Below are 19,199 nucleotides of genomic sequence, written 5' to 3'. Positions count from 1 at the left end.
ATTGATGTGATTCCGAATTATTTCGCTAGAAGTGTATATGTCACTGTTTTTGCTTTTTCCTCAAGGATTGGCGTATAGGTGAATGTAAGCACATTCCCCTTACGGCTTTTCATCCCTAACATTCTGCTCAGAATGTATTGATCTCTGCCATCATTTACTTTATCCCATTCTTTACGATCCTCACTAGTAATCAGTTGTTCACTGAGATTGACGATTTCTCCTGTACTGCTGTAGACAATATATAATTGTGTTGTATCTAATAAGCGAACAAGTGCCACATCCTCCGCGGCGTACTCCACTATGAAATCACCGGTTGCCCCGGTTAATTTCTCCATCTCAAACAACTTGCCCAAACCGCCATCCTTAGTAATATACTGAACATTCTTCCCATCGGTCATATACACCTGAGTGGAAGGTACTTGAGGCGCATGTGGATAAGCAGAGATCATATAATGATAATCCATTTGCTTAATTATTGTACCTGCTTGAACTAATACCTGATAGCTGTTGCTGAAATCATTAAACATTGCATAGTGATTGTCCGTTAACTGGAGTAAGTCCGTGCCATTTCCAAGTTTTTTAATCTCAAATCCATGATTGTAAGCTGACTCCTTAAGGGGTAGTTGGCCAATAATTACTGGTTTCCCGGCTGCCGTAGCCCGGTAATATAAATTAGCGTTTTTTTGAGATATCCAATAGGATCTACCTTCTACAGAAGCAGCAACAAATCTAGGTTCATCTACGATTTGGATAACCCCATCCGTTTTATTAAGCGCGGTTTTACCCCCGAGTACACTGACTGCAGAGACCAATGGCAAGTACAACGAACCTTTTATGATACGAGGAGATTTTGTTAATGCCATCGCTGCCCCGTTCACTTTTGACGTTGCAGCACCCGCGGTGAAGATGACTTCACGCTCTGGACGTACCAGCTTGGCCATTTTGGATTTTTGATCCCACGATAACTTATAACCCATAGCATCTGCGAGTGATTTCAAGGGTACAAAAGTTGTATTCTCCGCGATCACTTGTTTACTGCTGATTCCAATTTCTTTATAGTTAAATTGAATTTGCTTGTCTGCTTGCGCAGATACCGATCCATATCCAGTACTTAAAATCAAAACAGCAAAGATCCCTAGCGTTACCTTCCATTTATTCATATCTATCCGTCTCCTTCGACATTATAATCATATGTAATTAGACGGAAGATAATGGAAAAAGTTTCTTCTCACCCTCTAGCAAACTCATAAAATGCCAAAGCATCCACCCAAGTTGGGAATCCTGCTTGCGCCAGTTTATCGCTGCCCCCGCCTTTACCATTATAGCTGCCTAGATGAGCTTTGAAAAAAGCTCCACAGGAAATCTCCGTGCTCCCATTCTGCGCAAAAACAACCTTATTCTCCGCAGAAGTAGCTAATAATACAGGAAGATCACATTTCGAAGTCAGCTTATTTGCTAAGCTCTGTAGATCTTTTAGCGATTTATCTTCAAATACTTGTGCGATCATCTTTCCCGCTTGCTCATTTAAAAGCTCTTGCACAACATAGTCATCATTTTTTTCTTTAAGCAGGTAAATTTCAGCTTGCAGCAGCTTTTGTTCATTTTCCCATTTTTCAATTCGATCAATAATCTCATCTTTGCCTGTGTTGAATTTGGAAGACAGTGTTCCAAGGATTTGCTGACTAGTATTAAATTCCTCTAAAGCACGATATCCACATTTAAAATAAATCCGCGTGTTCGCTTTTATTTTCTCAGCTTTTAAAAGCTTAATTATCCCAATTTCACCCGTTGAGGACACATGTGTCCCCCCACAAGCGTTGTATTCAACATCTTTGATCTCAACAATCCGGATGTTCTCTGTCACTTTTGGCTGTTTAACCAATTTAAGCTGTGAAGCCTCTTCCCCTGTTACGAAATAGCTGAGAATATTGTGATTTAAGTAAATCTGCCGATTAACTTCTCTCTCTATGGAGTACAGTTGATCAGCAGACAGTTCTGGCACTTCTATATCAATAGTGCAATAGTCCTCACCTAAATGAAAGCTTAAGGTCATAAAGTTATATTTTTCTAGACAAACCGCTGAGAGCAAATGCTGGCCACTATGCTGCTGCATATGGTCAAATCTTCTATTCCAATCGATCTGACAAGTTACCGATTCCTCATTAGGTAAACGTTCCAGCTTATGCAGTACAAGCTCTTCCTCACTGATTACATCAAGCACAGGGATTCCCTGAATAGCTCCAAGATCACAGGGTTGTCCACCACCATGCGGATAAAAAGCCGTCTCCTCTAAAAGAACATAAAGACCATCTTCTCGTTCTATGGTTTCAGTCACACGGGTTTGCCAATCAGTCTGGTATGTAGAATTGTAGTATAGTTTGTTGGTCATAAATGGTTTCCTCTCTTTTTTACGTTATCGACATATTAAGTTTATAGTATCATAACGGATAGTTTGAATCTTATTATTTCAAAAAAACCAGCTCCACGCAAAAACTGCGTAGAACTGGTATTAGGGTAATTAACAAGAACAAGTAGCATCTTTTAAATTTCTAATGGCAATTGCATTTAGTCGAAGCGCTTCTACTATTGAGTCTCTTACTGCTAACAATTCAAATCTTTCACGACTGCCAATAGGCAACCTGCAAAGAATGGCTTCAATTCTTTTAAGACTTTCTTTCAGAATCACTCTTTGCTTACGCAATGCGTTCAAAGCTCTTTGAATTTTTCTCTTCTCTGCAGCAGTCATAAACTACCACCTCTTTTCGATTGTGATAGTATATGAGATGCTTATTCCCCCTTATTTGCTTGTACAATCCGGAAACCAAATAACTATATTTACTCTTTTTTGCTAGCTTCCATGATAGGAACGGACCAGTCTACATTAGTATACATTCGATTGTTTATCGTGCGTACTAATTGAAGCTGCTCGGGAATTTGTGTAAGGCCTTCGGCACGGAATTGGAAATATTTCTTTTGATTATTTGACTGAGACTCGATAAATTCAATATAACCATCTTTCCATCCTCCCCCTTTGGTAGTAAAAGCTCCTTGTTCAGTGAGTTTGTACTCCTTGCCATCTAGTGTCTTAAATATCCATTCACTATTTAAAAACTCATTTCTCAATCTTCCTCTAAAATGTAATACACCTTCCTTCGCTGATACATTGTTATCGGGAGATGACTCCACTGTAAAATCATTTAACATCAGTTCATCCCCGTCAAATACAAAGGGAATCGGCTGTTCTTTCAACTTGGCAGGCTCAAATTGCACACTAGAACCATCCTTCTCTGGGATGAAATATCCATCCAATACGAAAGTATAAGGCGTATCCTGAGGTAAATATTTAAACGTATAGCTCCAGTGCATAAGTCCCTTTGTTGCCCCGGGAAGGTTAGAGTAGGACATCACGCTATTCTTATTAGGAAACTTTCTAGCATTAACACTGTGAATCTCTTCGCCTGCTGTATCCTCAAAATGGAATTTCAAGCCCTGTTGCTTCCATAGTTCGCCAGGAGAACGGGTCAATGCCTCTTCACTCAATTGCGTATCAAACTCAAAACGAACACCTTGCACCATATGAGTTAATTTTTTCAAGGTCACAGTTAAACCGTCCGGGGAGGTGTAGCTACCCGTTAGTGGCATGGTGGTTGTTTGTTTATTCGCTTCTGTCATATCCATAGAAAAATTGAAATTCCAATCGCCTTTAAGAGTAGGGATGTTCTTGCGTTCACTTCCCAATTCAGTAATATGACCTTCGACCGTAATTCGATCAGTTTGCAGAGGTTCAGTGAAATTAGCGATCAAATAGTAAAAGTCACTGGTAAATCCTATATCGTATAACTCCCCAACAACCTTCCCTTGATCATCCTTAATCGCAATACTGTTCCCATCATTAAGGACCAAGCGTTTTTTATCATGCTTTCCATCCGGTCCAAACAGCTGTAACGCAACAATTACCCGTGTAGGATCTGCCACTGCTTCATCTATTTTGATTGTGTAGCCCTTATCCTTCACCTTAATATTAGGATGCTCTACCAACCCAAATTCTTGTGCTCGTAGAAGGCCAATGTCCATGTTGTTTTTTACAAAAAGAGAACGTAAAGTCTCTGCCAGTGTAGGAACGGAATATAAGATCACGGCACTTAGCACAACCAGTAACAACGCCGCACCCATAAATAATCTCAGCAACTTATTGCGCTTCGGATGCTTACGATTCCTTTGTGTTGGAGTAAATTCCTCAAGCTCTACTTGTTCCAAAGAAGCCATTACTTGAGCAGTAAATGAATCTGGTAAGCGCTCTTCATACATAGCCTGCGACCATTCTGCTTGTTCTTCAAGCTCTGCTTCGTAGATCATATTACATTGCGTACAAGTTGCCATATGTTCAGCTACGGCTTGATCTCGTAAGATAGATTTGCTTAAAATATATTCTTCGATCTCATAGGAATTTAAGCACCTCATCGGTCTTCACCTCCTGGAGTGTAATTAGCTGCTTCAAACGCTGTTTAGCCCGGTATAAATCATTTTGAATCTTGCTTAATGGAACATCTAGAACCATACACATTTCTTCATAGCTTAAATCATTGGTATAACGAAGCAGTAAAGCCGTACGATAATTAGACGGGAGCTTCTGCATCAGGTGAAGCAGCTCTGTGCGATGCTCCGATCGCATTAATTCTTCTTCTGGATTATCCGAAAGAGAATGTTCGGCATTGTCGTCCGGCAAACTCGCTGTCGGTCGGTCTTTTTTCCAGGAATCCTTCAGTAAATTAGTCGCGATAGCATATAGCCACGCCGCAAAATTCTTATCCAAATCATGTGAAGCCAGCTTACGGTAAGCTTTAATAAACGTCTCCTGCGTTATGTCTTGTGCATCTTGATGATTGGCTCCCATTCCTCGCAAAAGCCCATAAATTTTATTCTTATATCGATTTACAAGATACGAATAGTCTTCTTTATGTCCATCGAGAACATTTTGGATCCATAGCCTCTCATCCTCTTTTTCAACTTTCGGTACATGTCCCTTCACCCTGAAGCCTCCTTGAAGCACGATACTATATAGACGATCCCTATTAAAAAAACTCTCACTTTATACAAAAAAAAGTAGATCTTCAAATAAAACGAAGACCTACTGTGTAATCTACCGGTTACGTTTTAGAACAAAATACAACAATTGATCCATTTCTAAAGCCATAGAATCACTGAAGCGCTAAAGAAACCACTTTACTCCAATAAATTAACTCTTCATCCCTGCCATATGCCCCGATACATTGAAAGCCTAAAGGCATGTTATTTATAGAGGCAGCTGGAATACTCACCGCAGGCGCTCCAGCATATGACCAAATGGCCGTCATTCCGGTCCATCCGGTTCGTGTTCCCCACAGCGGAGCTGTTCCTGCCTGAGCCGGCGAAACCCACAGATCAATCCCCTGTGACTTCTGCACATCTAATAGATCGTTTCTGAGCTTGATTTGTCCGCTACGATATCCTTCCAGTTCTTCCTCAGTGATGGTTCGTCCAGATAAAATAGCCTGCCGTACGGTATCCTCATAAAGATCTTTATAAATATCAAATAGTGAATGATGGACTTGCGCCATTTCTCCGTGAACAAACCGCACCATGGCATCTCCGTAGATAAAGCTATCTTCCCACGGCATTGCAACTGTTTTTATGCTGAACCCTGCTTCCTCAAGCTTCTTAAGCTGCTTCTGAAAGGTTATCTTGGTGTCATTCTCTAATAATGTCATGTATACACCTTCGGGTATCCCTAGCACAGGTTTACGAGCTTCTTTAAAAGGTCTCCATTCCGTTACAAGCTCTGCGGCGAGAAAGTCCATACCCTCCATATCCTGAGTGAAAAATCCAAACGTATCAAAAGATGGCGACATCAATCGGACACCATCTATAGGGATACGCGCATAACTAGGTTTAAAGCCGACCACTCCGCAAAATGAAGCAGGTGCCATAACAGAACGCAAGGTTTGTGTACCTATTGCAAATGGACAGATGCCCGCGGCAACCGCAGCAGCAGAGCCTGCACTAGAGCCGCCAGGCGTATGATCCAGCTGATGAGGATTACGGGTCGTGATAGGTCCGGCATAAGCAAATTCCTCCGTCACTGTTTTGCCGGTGAACCAAACCCCTTTTTGCCGAAGCTTTTGAATAAAACTGCCCTCAGACTTCGTCAAAGCTTGTGGGGGAAGGTTCGACCCTGCACAGGTAGGCAACCCGTCTAAGTGAATTAAATCTTTGATTCCAACAGGTATTCCATATAGCGATGGTTTAGGAAATTCCGAATACTTCTCTCTTACCCTAGCCACTTCATTTTTTATTCTATCTGCTCGGTTCTCCTCTGGCACAAAAGCACGCACGTGTGGTTCTACCTTATCGTAAAGATCTAAATATTGTGTAAGATATCTATCCATGGTCACATCTGAGGTCTTATTGCCCTGAGCAAACTGAGCTAACGAAGATTTATTAATGTACATGTCTGATTGGAGCCCTCCTTTATATTCACTTAAACCAGGAAGCCATTTGAAGACGATTGTATTAATTTGGAACAACTTTATGTTACTAGTTAACCTTATCTATGACTATACTTTAGTTCTCTATTTCTATTTTCATCCACAATATTGATTACACGATCCACCCACCCTTGATAAAATTGCTCCTCATGAGAAACTAGAATCACTGTACCTTTAAATTGGATTAAAGCATTCTGTAAAGCATCTTTTGTTTCGGCATCTAAGTGATTAGTGGGCTCATCTAAGATTAAGAAATTACATGCTGTAAGTAATAAAAGACACAGCTTAACTTTGGATTGTTCGCCACCGCTGAGTGTACAGATAGGCTGTGTAACGTGACTATCTTTTACAACACATAATGCTAAATGACGACGTATTTCCTTAATAGTCAATTTTGGATAAAACGATGCGACGATTTCAATAGGTGTCATGTTATCGCTTTCCCAAATTAAATCTTGCTCGTAGTAACCAAGAGAGACTTGTTCCGCAAAGCGGAATGCCCCGTCAACACTGGGGATTTGACCAACTAATGTTTTCAGCAATGTTGATTTTCCGATGCCGTTAAAGCCTGTTATGACTATCTTTTGTCCTCCTCGAATGGAAAATGTTAATTTTGGCAGCAGCGGCTTATCGTAACCAACCACAAGATGGTCTACTCTAAGCGCAACTTGTGCAGTAACAGGAAGCTCTTGAAAACGGATAGATGCTTTAGTGACAAACGTCGGTGCAGCGATTCTCTCCATACGATCCAGCTGCTTCTGACGGCCACGGGCAATTCTAGAATTAACACCAGCACCATTTTTCCGGATATATTGCTCAGTGGCTTCAATTTTTTTCTGCTGTGCATGGTACTGCCGGATATGGCTTTCGCGAAAATGCTCCTTCTGTCTCAAAAAATCAGCATATTTGCCATGATATTTTTTAATCGTTTCCCCTTCAATATCGCAAATGCTTGTTGATATTTTATCGAGAAAAGTGTAGTTATGAGAGACCACAATGAAGGCTTGATCGAACGCTATCAGATATTCAGCAAGCCAGTTAATATGCGTGGTGTCGAGATAATTGGTGGGCTCGTCGAGCAATAACACATCAGGTTGTTCAAGCAACAGCTTTGCCAATATAACTTTGGTTCGCTGCCCCCCACTAAGCTGATCAATAGGACGGTCCATCCCCATTGCATTTAGTCCTAGCCCCGTAACCACTTTACTGATATTGCTCTCGATAGAATAATAGTCGAGCGCCTCAAGTCGTTCCTGAAGGTCTGCTGCCTTCTGCAAAAGCACTTCATTGCCAGAAACAGCACATTCCGCATAAAGTGCATTCATCTTTTCTTCCATTTCGTATAATTCAGTGAACGCTCTCCTTAAATAACTTTGAACGGTACTTGACCCATCAATAACCGCGTATTGATCAAGATGACCTATTTTGATATTGGGCTGCCATTTAATCGTTCCACCATCAGGAATCACCTCGCCCGTCAGAATACCAATCAATGTGCTTTTCCCTGTTCCATTCTGACCCACTACACCTACATGCTCCCCTTTGTAGACTTCCAAAAAAACCTGTTTATACAGCACTTTATCTCCAAAAGCATGTGATACATTAGAAACCTCAAGTAAACTCATTTGCTTTCCTCTTTTCTATAATTGTTTTTAAGCACAAAAAAAGCAGAAGACACCGCGCCCTTGGGCGCAAGCCTTCTGCTTATTAGTGCACGAATAGACGGCACAAATAGATAATTGTCAGTTTGGAAACTGAACATTATAAACACAAAAGGCTGTAGACGAAAATTGTCTACAGCCTCTTAATCATTAACATCGGAAGATGGCGTAATCAAATAAGCATGAATAATCACACTAAAATGACCTAGCTAGCTTTCGATGATATAAAAAGCGATTCGCTTTTTGATTAAGCTCCGGACAACGTTTCATCGTTTGTATCCGATTGTTCGGAGCAGCTTCTGGTATATAATTTTTCAGTTTCCACATGAATCATGTTGAACCATCCCTTCGTTTGGCTACATTTTAAATCGTGTATCCGCACTTGTCAACCACCATCCGAGAGGTGCTGTTATTTTTTGCGGGCGCGTTTGACCGTACCGATCCTAGTCCCTTGAGGAATAGTAATGAACTGGCTCTTCGATACACCAATAAGCTGTGAAGTATAAATACTACTATGTCCGGAGAATAAATAACTCACCACACAAGCGATAAACATGTATATGGCTCCTTCCGAACCAAACAGCTCGATCCCCATTAAGAAGCAAGCGATAGGCGTGCTAGTAGCTCCACAGAAGACAGCAATAAAACCGAGGGCAGCTAAAAAGGGTCCATACACATGTAATATTCCAGCCAAGGCATTTCCTAGTGTGGCACCAATCGTAAATAACGGAGTAACCTCACCACCCTGAAATCCTGTTCCTAAGGTAAAGGCGGTAAAGATCAGCTTCCATAAAAAAGCGAACGGCGAGACATCTCCCTCAAAAGAATCCTTGATTAACGGAATTCCGAGGCCTAAGTAATCACGAGACCCTACAAGGAATACTAAGGCAATGATAATTAATCCACCTACGGCACCTTTTATCATTGGATTGCTTATCCTGGCGGTGAAGATTCTTTTCAGAAAATGAGTCAGTTCACTGAAAAGCATACTCACGAGACCAAAAATTACAGAGGCCAATACCACTTTTAGAATAATCATTAAACTTAAAGCTGGAAATTCATTCACTACATAGTGTGTATGATGAACACCCCACAATCGAGTGGTGACCAGATCACCAACAAAGCTAGCCACAAAACATGGAAGTAATGCCTGTTGGCTAATAAGTCCAATGGTTACTACCTCTAGACCAAATAAGGTTCCAGCCAGCGGTGTTCCGAAAATAGAACCAAAGCCTGCACTGATCCCGCACATTAACAGTATCTTACGATCCAGAGGACTGATTTTAATCAGCTTTCCGAACCATTCCGCAAGGCTTCCGCCCATTTGAACAGCTGTCCCTTCACGCCCAGCGGATCCACCAAATAAGTGGGTTACTAATGTTCCGAACAACACCAATGGAGCCATTCGCAAAGGTATAGTCTCTTGGCCGTCCTGAATTTGTTCTATAATAAGGTTATTTCCTTTAGCGCTGTTTTTTCCGTAACGCATATATAGGAAACTAACAAATACTCCCCCAAGAGGCAACAAATAAAGTAGCCCTGGATGCTCTAAACGTACATCTGTTACGTAATCCAAGCTTTTTAGAAAAAAAGCAGAGGCGGTGCCGGATAAAATACCAACTACACTGCCGAGCACAATCCATTTGATAAATGTACTCCAAAGAGCAAAATAACTTCGCTTCTTAGTGATTTCAAACCATCGGGTAGACCATGGATTCATCTCGACAGCTCCTAAGGACAAAATAAATTAGTCTCAACAATAAAACAGACTCCTACCAGGGAAGCTCACACTGGTAGGAGTCATTAGTCTCAGAGAGACAGTTACGGCGAACTCCATCGCCCTTTATAAAACTTAAATTATTCTTCTTCTGAATCTACGTTATGATACACTTGTTGAACATCTTCCAGGTCTTCCAAAGCATCAATCAATTTCTCGAATTGAGCTTGAGCATCTTCTGGGAGTGCCACATAGTTTTGTGGAAGCATATTTAACTCAGCTACAGTGAATTCAGTGATGCCTGCATTCTTGAATACTTCTTGCACTGCATTGAACTGATCAGGTTCTGCATAAACAATAACTGCATCATCCTCTTCCAGCACATCGCGTACATCAAGTTCTGCATCAAACATCATTTCAATTACTTCATCAGCAGTTTTACCTTCCACACCTATAACGGCCGTAGAGTCAAACATGTAAGCTACTGATCCGCTGACACCCATATTTCCGCCATTCTTACTGAAGGTTGAACGGATCAATGGAGCTGTCCGATTAACGTTATTTGTTAGCGCATCAACGATGATCATTGAACCGCTAGGTCCAAATCCTTCATAACGAAGCTCTTCATAATTTTCTTCAGCGCTACCTTTAGCCTTATCAAGCGCACGGTCAATGATCGCTTTTGGTACATTGTAAGTTTTTGCACGTTCTAATACAACTTTCAGGGCCCGGTTCGCTTCTGGATCGGGTTCGCCCTTCTTTGCTGCTACATAAATCTCAACACCAAACTTTGCATAAACACGACTTGTGTTTGCGTCTTTGGAAGCTTTCTTTTCTTTAATATTATTCCACTTACGACCCATATTGTTCCCGCTCTCTTTCAACATGAATTAAAAACAATTGTTACTTATTATACCCTTCTTCGATAGCTCTAGTAAAGTGCAGTAGTAGGTTAATCCTCTAAGCTGTCACAATACAGATAGAAAAAGCCCCTGATTCAATCAGGAGCCTGCTAATTTTTTATAGATTACTGCCAAATTTCATCTGCAATCTCTTTAATAAACTGCAGTTTATCCCATTGCTGTTGATCTGTCAGATGGTTTCCTTCTTCCGTAGAGGCAAAACCACATTGTGGGCTCAGGCACAACTGATTGATATCCACATATTGCGAAGCTTCTTTAATCCGTCCAATGATTTCTTCTTTATTCTCAAGCTCACCTGACTTCGAACTGAACAAACCTAAAACTACTTGTTGATCTTTAATAAATCTAAGGGGTGCAAAGTCTCCGGCCCGATCCGTATCGAACTCCAGATAGAAACCATCTACATCCACCGTTCCAAATAACACTTCTGCGATAGGCTCGTATCCGCCGGATGCTGCCCAAGTGGACGCGTAGTTCCCACGGCATACATGCATCGTGATAACCATATCTGCTGGGTGATCTTTTATCGCTTCGTTATTTACAAATGCGTATAACTTAGCGATTTCGTTAACATCTACACCCTCTTTTTGACGGGCTTCCCAATATCCTTTATCACAAAGCATACCCCATGTGCAGTCGTCCAATTGCAGATTACGGCAACCTGCCTCATAGAAATCACGAATAACTTCACGATAAGCTGCAGCAATATCAGCCACAAGTTCATCCTGCTTGTCGTAAACAGCTACAGTAGTCTTTTGATTGCGCTGAAGTTCAGCAAGGAACTGCGCTGGCGAAGGAATCGTTTGGCGCGCTACTACATCATTTCCCGCTATGCTAACCAATTGTCTGTAGTCAGCGATCATTGGATGGCTAGTCCCACGGATTTTACCGGATAATTCTGCAGTTTCCGCTCTGGTCTCTACACCATTAAACAGGTAGCCCACTGGGCTGACTTTCTTTGTTACCCCTTCAAGGCCCCACATAAAATCTAAATGCCACCAGGAGCGGCGGAACTCTCCATCCGTTACACCTTTTAATCCAACCGCTTTTTGTTTTTTCACAACTCTGGCAATCTCTGTATCTTCAACCTTGCGCAATTCATCAGCGGAGATTTCATTATTTTGATATTGGACACGAGCTCTCTTAATCGTTTCCGGACGTAAGAAGCTGCCAACGATATCTACTCTGAATGGCACTTCAGTTCTTTGTTTTCCTTTTTGGATGGTACTCATAGGGGTTCGTCCTCCTTTATTGTCTGTGCTTTTCTGTTGAATTCACTATAGCACTGTACAATCAGGACAGGGTAACTCCTAAAAACTATGGCCTACCATAAGCTTACGCTATAGCAGGCCACCAAATTAGCTTATTTAATTATAACCAGACCTCTCGGGCGGTTTCGATCACAAGGCGTATTTTATCCCACTGCTCTTCTTCAGTTAGAATATTTCCTTCCTCCGTAGAAGCAAATCCACACTGAGGGCTAAGGCACAGCTTTTCAATATCTACATATTGTGCGGCTTCTTCGATTCTTGCCTTAAGCTGCTCTTTACTCTCCAGACCCCCATGTTTGGTCGTTACTAATCCCAACACTACAAATTGGTCTTTAATAAATCGTAAGGGCTCGAAATCGCCAGCTCGTTCATTATCATATTCCAAGAAAAAGGCATCAACTTTGGTATTGGAAAAAAGCACCTCGGCAACAGGCTCATAACCGCCAGCAGCGAACCAAGTGGAGCGAAAATTACCTCGGCAAACGTGCAGCGCGATGGTCATATCATGCGGACGATTCGCAATACTCTCATTGATCAGCCTAACGTAATCCTTTGCTAACTGATCGGGATCTGTACCTCTACTGCGTAAATGGGCGCGATGTCGGCCACTGCTCAGCGTTCCCCAAGTTGTGTCGTCTAACTGAAGATAACGGCAGCCTGCATCGTAAAAGGCTTGAATCGCAGTTTGGTAAACCGCGATGATATCTTGAAATAGAGTTTCCTTATCAGGGTAAACTTCATTTCCATTAAACTCCTCCACAAAGTGAAATAGGGCAGGTGATGGAATCGTCATTTTGGGTATCCGGTCTCCCGCCATTTCCTTGAGCTTTATAAATTGCTGTAGCATGGGATGATCTTCAAAGGCAATCCGGTCAACAATTCGGAATGATTCTGCACGCTGAACCGTTTCGGCTCTTCCATTCCCTTGGTTTAAGTTAATCTTTTCAGTTCCTTTAATTCCGACAAAGAAATCAAGATGCCACCAGGAACGGCGAAATTCACCATCTGTTACTGCTAATAATCCTACTTCCTTTTCTAATTCCAGTAGTTTAGCAATCTCAATATTCTCTATTTCATAAAGCTCACTACCTGTAATTTCACCATTCTCATATTGGAGGCGGGCTGCTTTAATCTCTTCCGTACGCAAGAAGCTGCCGACGATATCATAGCGAAAGGGTGGAGCATTTCTCTGGGTGCCAGTTACGGGTCTAATCATACCGATCCTCCTACAGCTATAGTAAAAAATGATTTAGATCAAAATAACTTCCGGAAACCAAGTCATTTAAGATTTCTATATACTTGGATGCCATCACACTAGGTCTACGATCTTTATGCGCAATCCAACCAACCGTGAATACTTCATTACTCTCAAATGGAATCGTCTTCAGTCCATTACCGTTCAGATCGGATGCCATGATTCCTGTACCCACTGTATAACCGTCCGTGCCCATTAATAAATTGGTCAAGGTTGCCCGGTCATTCACTTTAATATTCTTCTCAATCTGAGAAAAACTTAACATTTCCTCCGAGAAGTGAAGTGAATTGTTCTCACCCTGTTCAAAAGTAATATACGGAAAAGGTAAAATATCGTCCTGCGAGATCCTTTCCTTCTGGGCAAGCGGATGTCCAGTTCTAACATAAAGATGTGGGTCAGTATTAAAGAGTGGCGTGAATTTCAGATTACCGTCACTGAACAGCTTATTCATATGCTTATAGTTGCTCTCGTTAATATAAAGAATCCCCAAATCGCTACGGAGAGTACGCACATCTTCGATGATGTCGTAGGTTTGCGTCTCTCTCAAGCTGAAGTTGTACTCTGAGACATCACTTTGCTTCATGAGACTCACAAAAGCATCTACCACAAAAGCATAATGCTGAGTCGAAATGGAAAAATAGATTGGGCTACGCTTTTTCCCAGTATAACGATTCTCCATAAGCTCTGTTTGTTCAATGATTTGACGGGCATATCCGAGAAATTCCATTCCTTCTACAGAAATGCTGATTCCACGGTTCGTCCTTTCAAAGATGGTAATCCCAAGTTCATTTTCAAGCTCTTTAATAGCGTTGGACAGGCTCGGTTGAGAAACAAAGAGTTTCTTTGCCGCCTCATTCATGGAGCCACTATTTGCAATTTCGATAGCGTAGCGGAGCTGCTGCAACGTCACTCCTATTCCCCCTGTTCCAGACCTATTCGTACTACATTCTGTTTCATACTAGCTGATATCGTAGCATAAATACACATCTCATTCCAAGATAATCCTTATTATGTGCCCAATAACGCGTACTTATTGTGTTCTCTTTTTCCCAGCATCAATCTTGGCAGGATCTAGTCCTTTCCAGATATTGGGCATATCAACCTGTTCTGGATGCTCAAAAACTAAAAAAGCTGTAGGCAAATACCGCTCACCATATTGGGATGAGGGTTTATTCATAATCTCATTATCTTTTACTAGTACCGTAGAAGATCCACCATCCAGATTAGCCGCTATCACAGCTCCATGCTTAAGCAAAATCTGCTGCACATCATAGAGATTTGCTCCAATACTATAAGTAGGCTGTCGTCCGTCAATTACCACAAAAATAATAGCGCCATCTGCCCGCTGACCCATTGCTGTTCTAGGTGCAATCCCCCAACCTTCCGCTGCATTCTTAATCAATCCTTTGCCATTGACGATTAGCCGCGGACTAAAAGTAACTGCCTCCTGAACCCCCATTTTACTGATCTCATCTAGCGTATAATTCCCGGCAACCATTTTTCCTTGTTTATTAAGACCAACAATCTGTGTAGATTTTTTACCGCCAAGACCGTTGTAATATAACTTACCTTGTGAGACTACAATTCCTATGGGTTTAAACCCGTTCCCTTTCCAGTTCGGATCAGCGAACCCACCACCGTTTACTCCAGCGATAGCGCCTGTACGCTTCACCATACTGGTTACTTTTTCACCTGAACCAATCTTATTAGGTATTCCTAGTCGGACTTTGGTTGGATCATTAACAATCATTACATATCCGGTATAGCCACTGCCTGAGACATTCTCAATCTCGACAAGCGGCTTCTCTACCACCTCAGGTTCGGGAGCGATCGTATGTGTATCTATTTCGTCCCCCATCTCTTCAAAACGGGCGGTATATTCGGTTACCCGTTCCTTCAGTTGATCTTCACCTATAATATATTTAGCCATATAGCGATGTTGTGTTGTAATTAGCGTATCTGCGATTGTATAACGTAAGTTCTGAGCCGAGGGTGCAAAATAAAGCCATCCACCAGCAGCGATCATTAAGAATAAGCAGAATAAAAAAACTTTGGATAAGGTGCGAAAAAAACTTCGTTTCTTCCGCTTTTTTATTGGTTTCTTTACAGGTTTCTTATTGCGTGCATTGGAACGTTGAGGTAACGATGAAGTGCTCACTTCTGAGTATTCCTCCCTAAATATTACTAATTTGATAATATGTACAACTCGTCCTTATCATAGACGATGATTTTCATTAAAAGTTTCTGTTTGAGAAATAGTCAGCATTCAAAAACAAAAAACGAGCAGGTTTCCAATATCTTGGCTACCTGCTCATCTAAAGCTAAACAAAATCTAATGTCTTCCTACTCCACCGCCGCTGCTAGCGCTACCGCCGCCGCCTGATGAGCCACCACCGCCGGAATAACCGCCACCACCTGATGAGCCTCTATCATCATCATCTGAGTAGCTGCGGCTGGATGAGCTTGAAGAATGTCTTCCTGCTCCTCCACCACTGCTGGAACCTCCACCACCATGGTTCTCGTTGCTTGAGGAATACCGTCCTGCACCGCCACCGTTAGTAGAGCCTCCGCCACCACTGTTTCCCCAGAAACTTGATTGCGAATTGTTTGTATTCCTATGGTGGTGATGATAATAACGTCTGTGCCAGCGTCTGCCATAACCGTAATCCGCTTGACCATGCCAAGGACCATAACGGCGTATATTCCTTTGGCTATATGGATTAAATGGCAAACCATACATTTCTATATATCTATTGCGTCGTGAAGCAGTAAATCCAAATAAGATAAGCGAACCCAAAATCGCTGAGAAAATTAGAAAAGCCTTGCTTTTACTAACCGCCTCACCTCCACTTGTAGCTGTAGTAGAGGAAGTACCAGAATTCGTTGTAGTTCCAGGATTAACATTGTTTCCGTTGTTTCCAGTGACTCCTTGCGGATGATCCGCTCTAGCTAACAAGAAACTGTAGAACGAATTAACTGTCGTTGTAGCTCCCGTACCGTAATCTTTTTTCACAAATTGGGGTTCAAGCACGGTATTTAAAATATTACTAATAACCTCATTGGTTAAAACCTTGTCGATATCCTTGCCTTGTAGAACATGATAGTTGTCTCCGCCTATGTCCAATACCAGCATAACATCCTTAGGACCCGCACCTACCGAAGCAAACTTCATATAGGTATAGTCCTGCAATGTTTTATCTCCAGCATTTTTTACGGTGACCACATAAATTCCACTTCCGGTTGTTGTTTTATATCTGTTGTTGGAATCGTTCAGATAGTCTTTAGTTACTTTTTTGAGCACACCCGCATTATCGGATACGTAATTTTTGGTGCCAACATTTTCTGCCCAAGTGCCGCCCATAGCTTGAATAAAAGCTCCATACGTCTTCCTAGCACCATTACTGTATGTTTTAGCTGCGAAATCCGGCTCAAGATATTGTGAAAGAATCTCTTTAATCTTACTGTTAGGCAATGATTCCTCTATACCTTTACCTTGTACCGCCCAATAATCATCATCTTTTATAGAAAGGAGCAGCAGCAGACCGTTATTTTTATCCGCAGCCCCCACACCCCAGCTATTGAAAAGCGATTTTGCATACTCTTCCATCGAAACCCCTTCAGTAGAATCGACAGTTACAAGCACAACTTGAGCTCCAGTAGCCTGATGTAATCGAATACCGTAGTTCACCATGTAATTCTCTGCTTTCTCGTCAATCACATTCGCAAAATCATTCACATAAAATGACCCTGTATGCTTAGGTACAGCAGTTTTGGCTAAACTTACGGCCGGCAAAAGCAATACACTTAACAATAAGGCAGCAAGTGTGGTATGTAGCAGTATTTTTAGAGTTCTCGTGTTCATATGTACCTCCTGATCTATCATTATCTCTCTTATTTATCGGTTACGCGCGGTTAGCGGAATAGTTCCATTTTATTCTAAACTGGAAATTACACAACAGGAAAAAACGGTTAGAGTTTGTGAGGCGGGTGATTTGAGGCGTGCAAGTCGCTTTAGGGGCAATCATCGTGTTGTGTTGATGGATCAAACTCAAGAGCATTGGAGTTTTGGAATCGCTGGATAACATACTTTTCACTGATGGATCGGACTCAGGAGACGTTATTTTGTTGATTCGAGCGTTTGCGGCAGGCTATCGGACTCAGTTGCAGCTATTTACTTAAAACCACACCACTTATCCGCAAATGTTGGTCAATAAGTGCTATACAGTCCGATAACGCAGCAAAATGAGCTGAAAAGGCGAAATAGCTGCAATACGGTCCGTAACACACTGAACTTCCTTGGCTACTGAGTAAAATGGGGTTTTGGAATCCCTCTTAAACTTCTTAGTTACTTGAGGTACATTGGAGTTTTGGAATCGCTGGATAACATACTTTTCGCCGATTATCGGACTCAGGAGACGTTATTCTGTTTATTTGAGCGTTTGGGGTAGTATATCGGACTCAGTTGCAGCTATTTACTCAAAACCACACCACTTATCCGCAAATGTTGGCCAATAAGTGCTATACAGTCCGATAACGCAGCAAAATGAGATTAAATGGCGAAATAGCTGCAATATGGTCCGTAACACACTGAACTTCCTTGGCTACTATACAAAATGGGAGATTTGGAATCCCCCTTGAACTTCTTAGCTACGTGTAATAATGGGAGATTTGAATCCCCCTTAAACTTCTTAGTTACTTGAGATACCCGTTATCTGGAGATATACAGCCAATACTCCAACAACAAAAAGGCTCAGCCTATAGCTGAACCTTTTGCTTGCTTTTTAAAGCCAATTCCTTGGATCTAGCGCTCATGTTCCGTTAAAAATCAAACAGCGTAGTGGTTAAGTAACGTTCACCGGTATCCGGCAGAATCACCACGATGGTCTTGTCCTTATTCTCAGGACGCTTAGCGATTTGTGTAGCTGCGTAAACAGCTGCTCCGGAGGAGATACCCACCAGCAATCCTTCTGTTCTCGCAAGTGCACGTGATACGCTATAGGCATCATCATTTTTCACCTGAAAAATCTCATCCACCACTTCATTATCGTAATTCTCCGGAATAAAGTTTGCTCCAATGCCCTGAATCCCATGTCCCTTAGGACGGCCTCCTGATAAAACAGGAGAGTCAAACGGCTCGATGGCGACAATTTGGACTGCGGGGTTCTTTTCTTTCAACGCTTTCCCAACACCCGAGATAGTGCCTCCAGAACCAACACCCGCTATGAAAATATCAACATCTCCATCGGTATCCCGCCAAATCTCCTCTGCTGTAGTCGTTCTGTGTATTTCCGGGTTCGCAGGATTGCTGAATTGTTGGGGAATAAATGAATTTGGAATTTCCGCAGCTAATTGTTCTGCCTTTCTTACAGCTCCGCTCATTCCTTCAGTTCCCGGTGTTAACACAAGCTCAGCACCTAATGCCAGCATTAATTTACGGCGTTCAATACTAAATGTATCTGGTAGGACGATGATCAGTGAATACCCTAAGCTAGCAGCTGCAAAAGCAAGTCCTATCCCAGTGTTTCCACTAGTAGGCTCAATAATGACAGAATCTTTATTGATGAGACCTCTCTCTTCCGCATCTTTGATCATTGCATATCCAATACGATCTTTAACACTACCTGCAGGATTAAAAGATTCCAGCTTGGCAAGAACCCTTGCTTCTACGTTTTGGGTTTTACTATACTTTGAAATCTCTAATAACGGTGTATTTCCGATCAGATCGGTTAAGCTCTTATAAATATTAGCCATAATGATCCGCACCTCATTTCTTAATTTCCAATCAAATTACTCTGTATTAAGTCTAGCAGGATTTAAAGGATTTACAACCTATTCATTCTTAGTAGTC

15 protein-coding genes and 1 riboswitch are annotated in these 19,199 nt (G+C 41.8%); all 15 genes read right to left on the bottom strand.

Features of this window, described 5'->3' with window-relative positions:
• Window positions 1-17: 17 nt before the first annotated feature.
• On the bottom strand, window positions 18-1,160 hold the full coding sequence (locus tag MHI51_RS14580) for a copper amine oxidase N-terminal domain-containing protein (protein WP_076276456.1): 1,143 nt from the start codon (window positions 1,158-1,160) through the stop codon (window positions 18-20).
• Window positions 1,161-1,228: 68 nt separating this feature from the next.
• Entirely contained in the window at window positions 1,229-2,389 is a 1,161-nt protein-coding gene (locus tag MHI51_RS14575; protein WP_076276455.1) for a DHHA1 domain-containing protein, read from the bottom strand.
• Window positions 2,390-2,518: 129 nt separating this feature from the next.
• Window positions 2,519-2,746, bottom strand: coding sequence for a hypothetical protein (locus MHI51_RS14570; protein ID WP_036678084.1), 228 nt, complete (start codon window positions 2,744-2,746; stop codon window positions 2,519-2,521).
• Window positions 2,747-2,835: 89 nt separating this feature from the next.
• Window positions 2,836-4,461: a DUF4179 domain-containing protein gene (locus MHI51_RS14565; protein ID WP_405173987.1), complete on the bottom strand. Its 1,626-nt coding sequence runs from the start codon at window positions 4,459-4,461 to the stop codon at window positions 2,836-2,838.
• Window positions 4,439-5,029 (bottom strand): RNA polymerase sigma factor, encoded by a 591-nt coding sequence (locus MHI51_RS14560; RefSeq protein ID WP_076217514.1) that lies wholly within the window; start codon window positions 5,027-5,029, stop codon window positions 4,439-4,441. The genes MHI51_RS14565 and MHI51_RS14560 overlap by 23 nt, the downstream gene beginning before the upstream one ends.
• A 169-nt stretch (window positions 5,030-5,198) precedes the next feature.
• Window positions 5,199-6,488, bottom strand: coding sequence for an amidase (locus MHI51_RS14555; protein WP_076276452.1), 1,290 nt, complete (start codon window positions 6,486-6,488; stop codon window positions 5,199-5,201).
• A gap of 95 nt (window positions 6,489-6,583) precedes the next feature.
• A complete protein-coding gene (locus tag MHI51_RS14550; protein ID WP_076276451.1) occupies window positions 6,584-8,149 on the bottom strand; it encodes an ABC-F family ATP-binding cassette domain-containing protein in 1,566 nt (521 codons plus the stop codon).
• A gap of 445 nt (window positions 8,150-8,594) precedes the next feature.
• On the bottom strand, window positions 8,595-9,905 hold the full coding sequence (locus MHI51_RS14545; RefSeq protein WP_076276450.1) for a voltage-gated chloride channel family protein: 1,311 nt from the start codon (window positions 9,903-9,905) through the stop codon (window positions 8,595-8,597).
• Window positions 9,906-9,972: 67 nt separating this feature from the next.
• Window positions 9,973-10,035: riboswitch (Fluoride riboswitch) on the bottom strand.
• 7 nt (window positions 10,036-10,042) lie between these two features.
• A complete protein-coding gene (locus MHI51_RS14540) occupies window positions 10,043-10,765 on the bottom strand; it encodes a YebC/PmpR family DNA-binding transcriptional regulator (protein WP_036678376.1) in 723 nt (240 codons plus the stop codon).
• A gap of 164 nt (window positions 10,766-10,929) precedes the next feature.
• Window positions 10,930-12,057 (bottom strand): 5-methyltetrahydropteroyltriglutamate--homocysteine S-methyltransferase, encoded by a 1,128-nt coding sequence (locus MHI51_RS14535; RefSeq protein WP_341002482.1) that lies wholly within the window; start codon window positions 12,055-12,057, stop codon window positions 10,930-10,932.
• Window positions 12,058-12,196: 139 nt separating this feature from the next.
• Complete coding sequence (locus tag MHI51_RS14530) at window positions 12,197-13,312, bottom strand: 5-methyltetrahydropteroyltriglutamate--homocysteine S-methyltransferase (protein WP_076125848.1); 1,116 nt, start codon at window positions 13,310-13,312, stop codon at window positions 12,197-12,199.
• A gap of 16 nt (window positions 13,313-13,328) precedes the next feature.
• The gene (locus MHI51_RS14525) at window positions 13,329-14,261 is read right to left on the bottom strand and encodes a LysR family transcriptional regulator (RefSeq protein WP_076105621.1); all 933 of its coding nucleotides are present in this window, start codon (window positions 14,259-14,261) and stop codon (window positions 13,329-13,331) included.
• Between the two features lie 120 nt (window positions 14,262-14,381).
• Window positions 14,382-15,509, bottom strand: coding sequence for a phosphodiester glycosidase family protein (locus MHI51_RS14520; RefSeq protein ID WP_405173986.1), 1,128 nt, complete (start codon window positions 15,507-15,509; stop codon window positions 14,382-14,384).
• A gap of 174 nt (window positions 15,510-15,683) precedes the next feature.
• Complete coding sequence (locus tag MHI51_RS14515) at window positions 15,684-17,213, bottom strand: TPM domain-containing protein (protein WP_341002479.1); 1,530 nt, start codon at window positions 17,211-17,213, stop codon at window positions 15,684-15,686.
• Between the two features lie 956 nt (window positions 17,214-18,169).
• Entirely contained in the window at window positions 18,170-19,102 is a 933-nt protein-coding gene (gene cysK / locus MHI51_RS14510) for a cysteine synthase A (RefSeq protein WP_076129370.1), read from the bottom strand.
• Window positions 19,103-19,199: the final 97 nt, after the last annotated feature.

Origin of the sequence: Paenibacillus sp. FSL H8-0260, from assembly GCF_045040625.1 — a bacterium.
Classification (GTDB): Bacteria; Bacillota; Bacilli; order Paenibacillales; family Paenibacillaceae; genus Paenibacillus_AQ; species Paenibacillus_AQ odorifer.
This window is presented reverse-complemented; position numbering and strand designations above follow the sequence as displayed.

Excerpts from the sequence above, each read along its gene's own strand:
- MHI51_RS14580 (WP_076276456.1), bottom strand. The coding sequence starts at position 1,160 with ATGAATAAATGGAAGGTAACGCTAGGGATCTTTGCTGTTTTGATTTTA.
- MHI51_RS14575 (WP_076276455.1), bottom strand. The coding sequence starts at position 2,389 with ATGACCAACAAACTATACTACAATTCTACATACCAGACTGATTGGCAA.
- MHI51_RS14570 (WP_036678084.1), bottom strand. The coding sequence starts at position 2,746 with ATGACTGCTGCAGAGAAGAGAAAAATTCAAAGAGCTTTGAACGCATTG.
- MHI51_RS14565 (WP_405173987.1), bottom strand. The coding sequence starts at position 4,461 with ATGAGGTGCTTAAATTCCTATGAGATCGAAGAATATATTTTAAGCAAA.
- MHI51_RS14555 (WP_076276452.1), bottom strand. The coding sequence starts at position 6,488 with ATGTACATTAATAAATCTTCGTTAGCTCAGTTTGCTCAGGGCAATAAG.
- MHI51_RS14550 (WP_076276451.1), bottom strand. The coding sequence starts at position 8,149 with ATGAGTTTACTTGAGGTTTCTAATGTATCACATGCTTTTGGAGATAAA.
- MHI51_RS14545 (WP_076276450.1), bottom strand. The coding sequence starts at position 9,905 with ATGAATCCATGGTCTACCCGATGGTTTGAAATCACTAAGAAGCGAAGT.
- MHI51_RS14540 (WP_036678376.1), bottom strand. The coding sequence starts at position 10,765 with ATGGGTCGTAAGTGGAATAATATTAAAGAAAAGAAAGCTTCCAAAGAC.
- MHI51_RS14535 (WP_341002482.1), bottom strand. The coding sequence starts at position 12,057 with ATGAGTACCATCCAAAAAGGAAAACAAAGAACTGAAGTGCCATTCAGA.
- MHI51_RS14530 (WP_076125848.1), bottom strand. The coding sequence starts at position 13,312 with ATGATTAGACCCGTAACTGGCACCCAGAGAAATGCTCCACCCTTTCGC.
- MHI51_RS14515 (WP_341002479.1), bottom strand. The coding sequence starts at position 17,213 with ATGAACACGAGAACTCTAAAAATACTGCTACATACCACACTTGCTGCC.
- cysK (WP_076129370.1), bottom strand. The coding sequence starts at position 19,102 with ATGGCTAATATTTATAAGAGCTTAACCGATCTGATCGGAAATACACCG.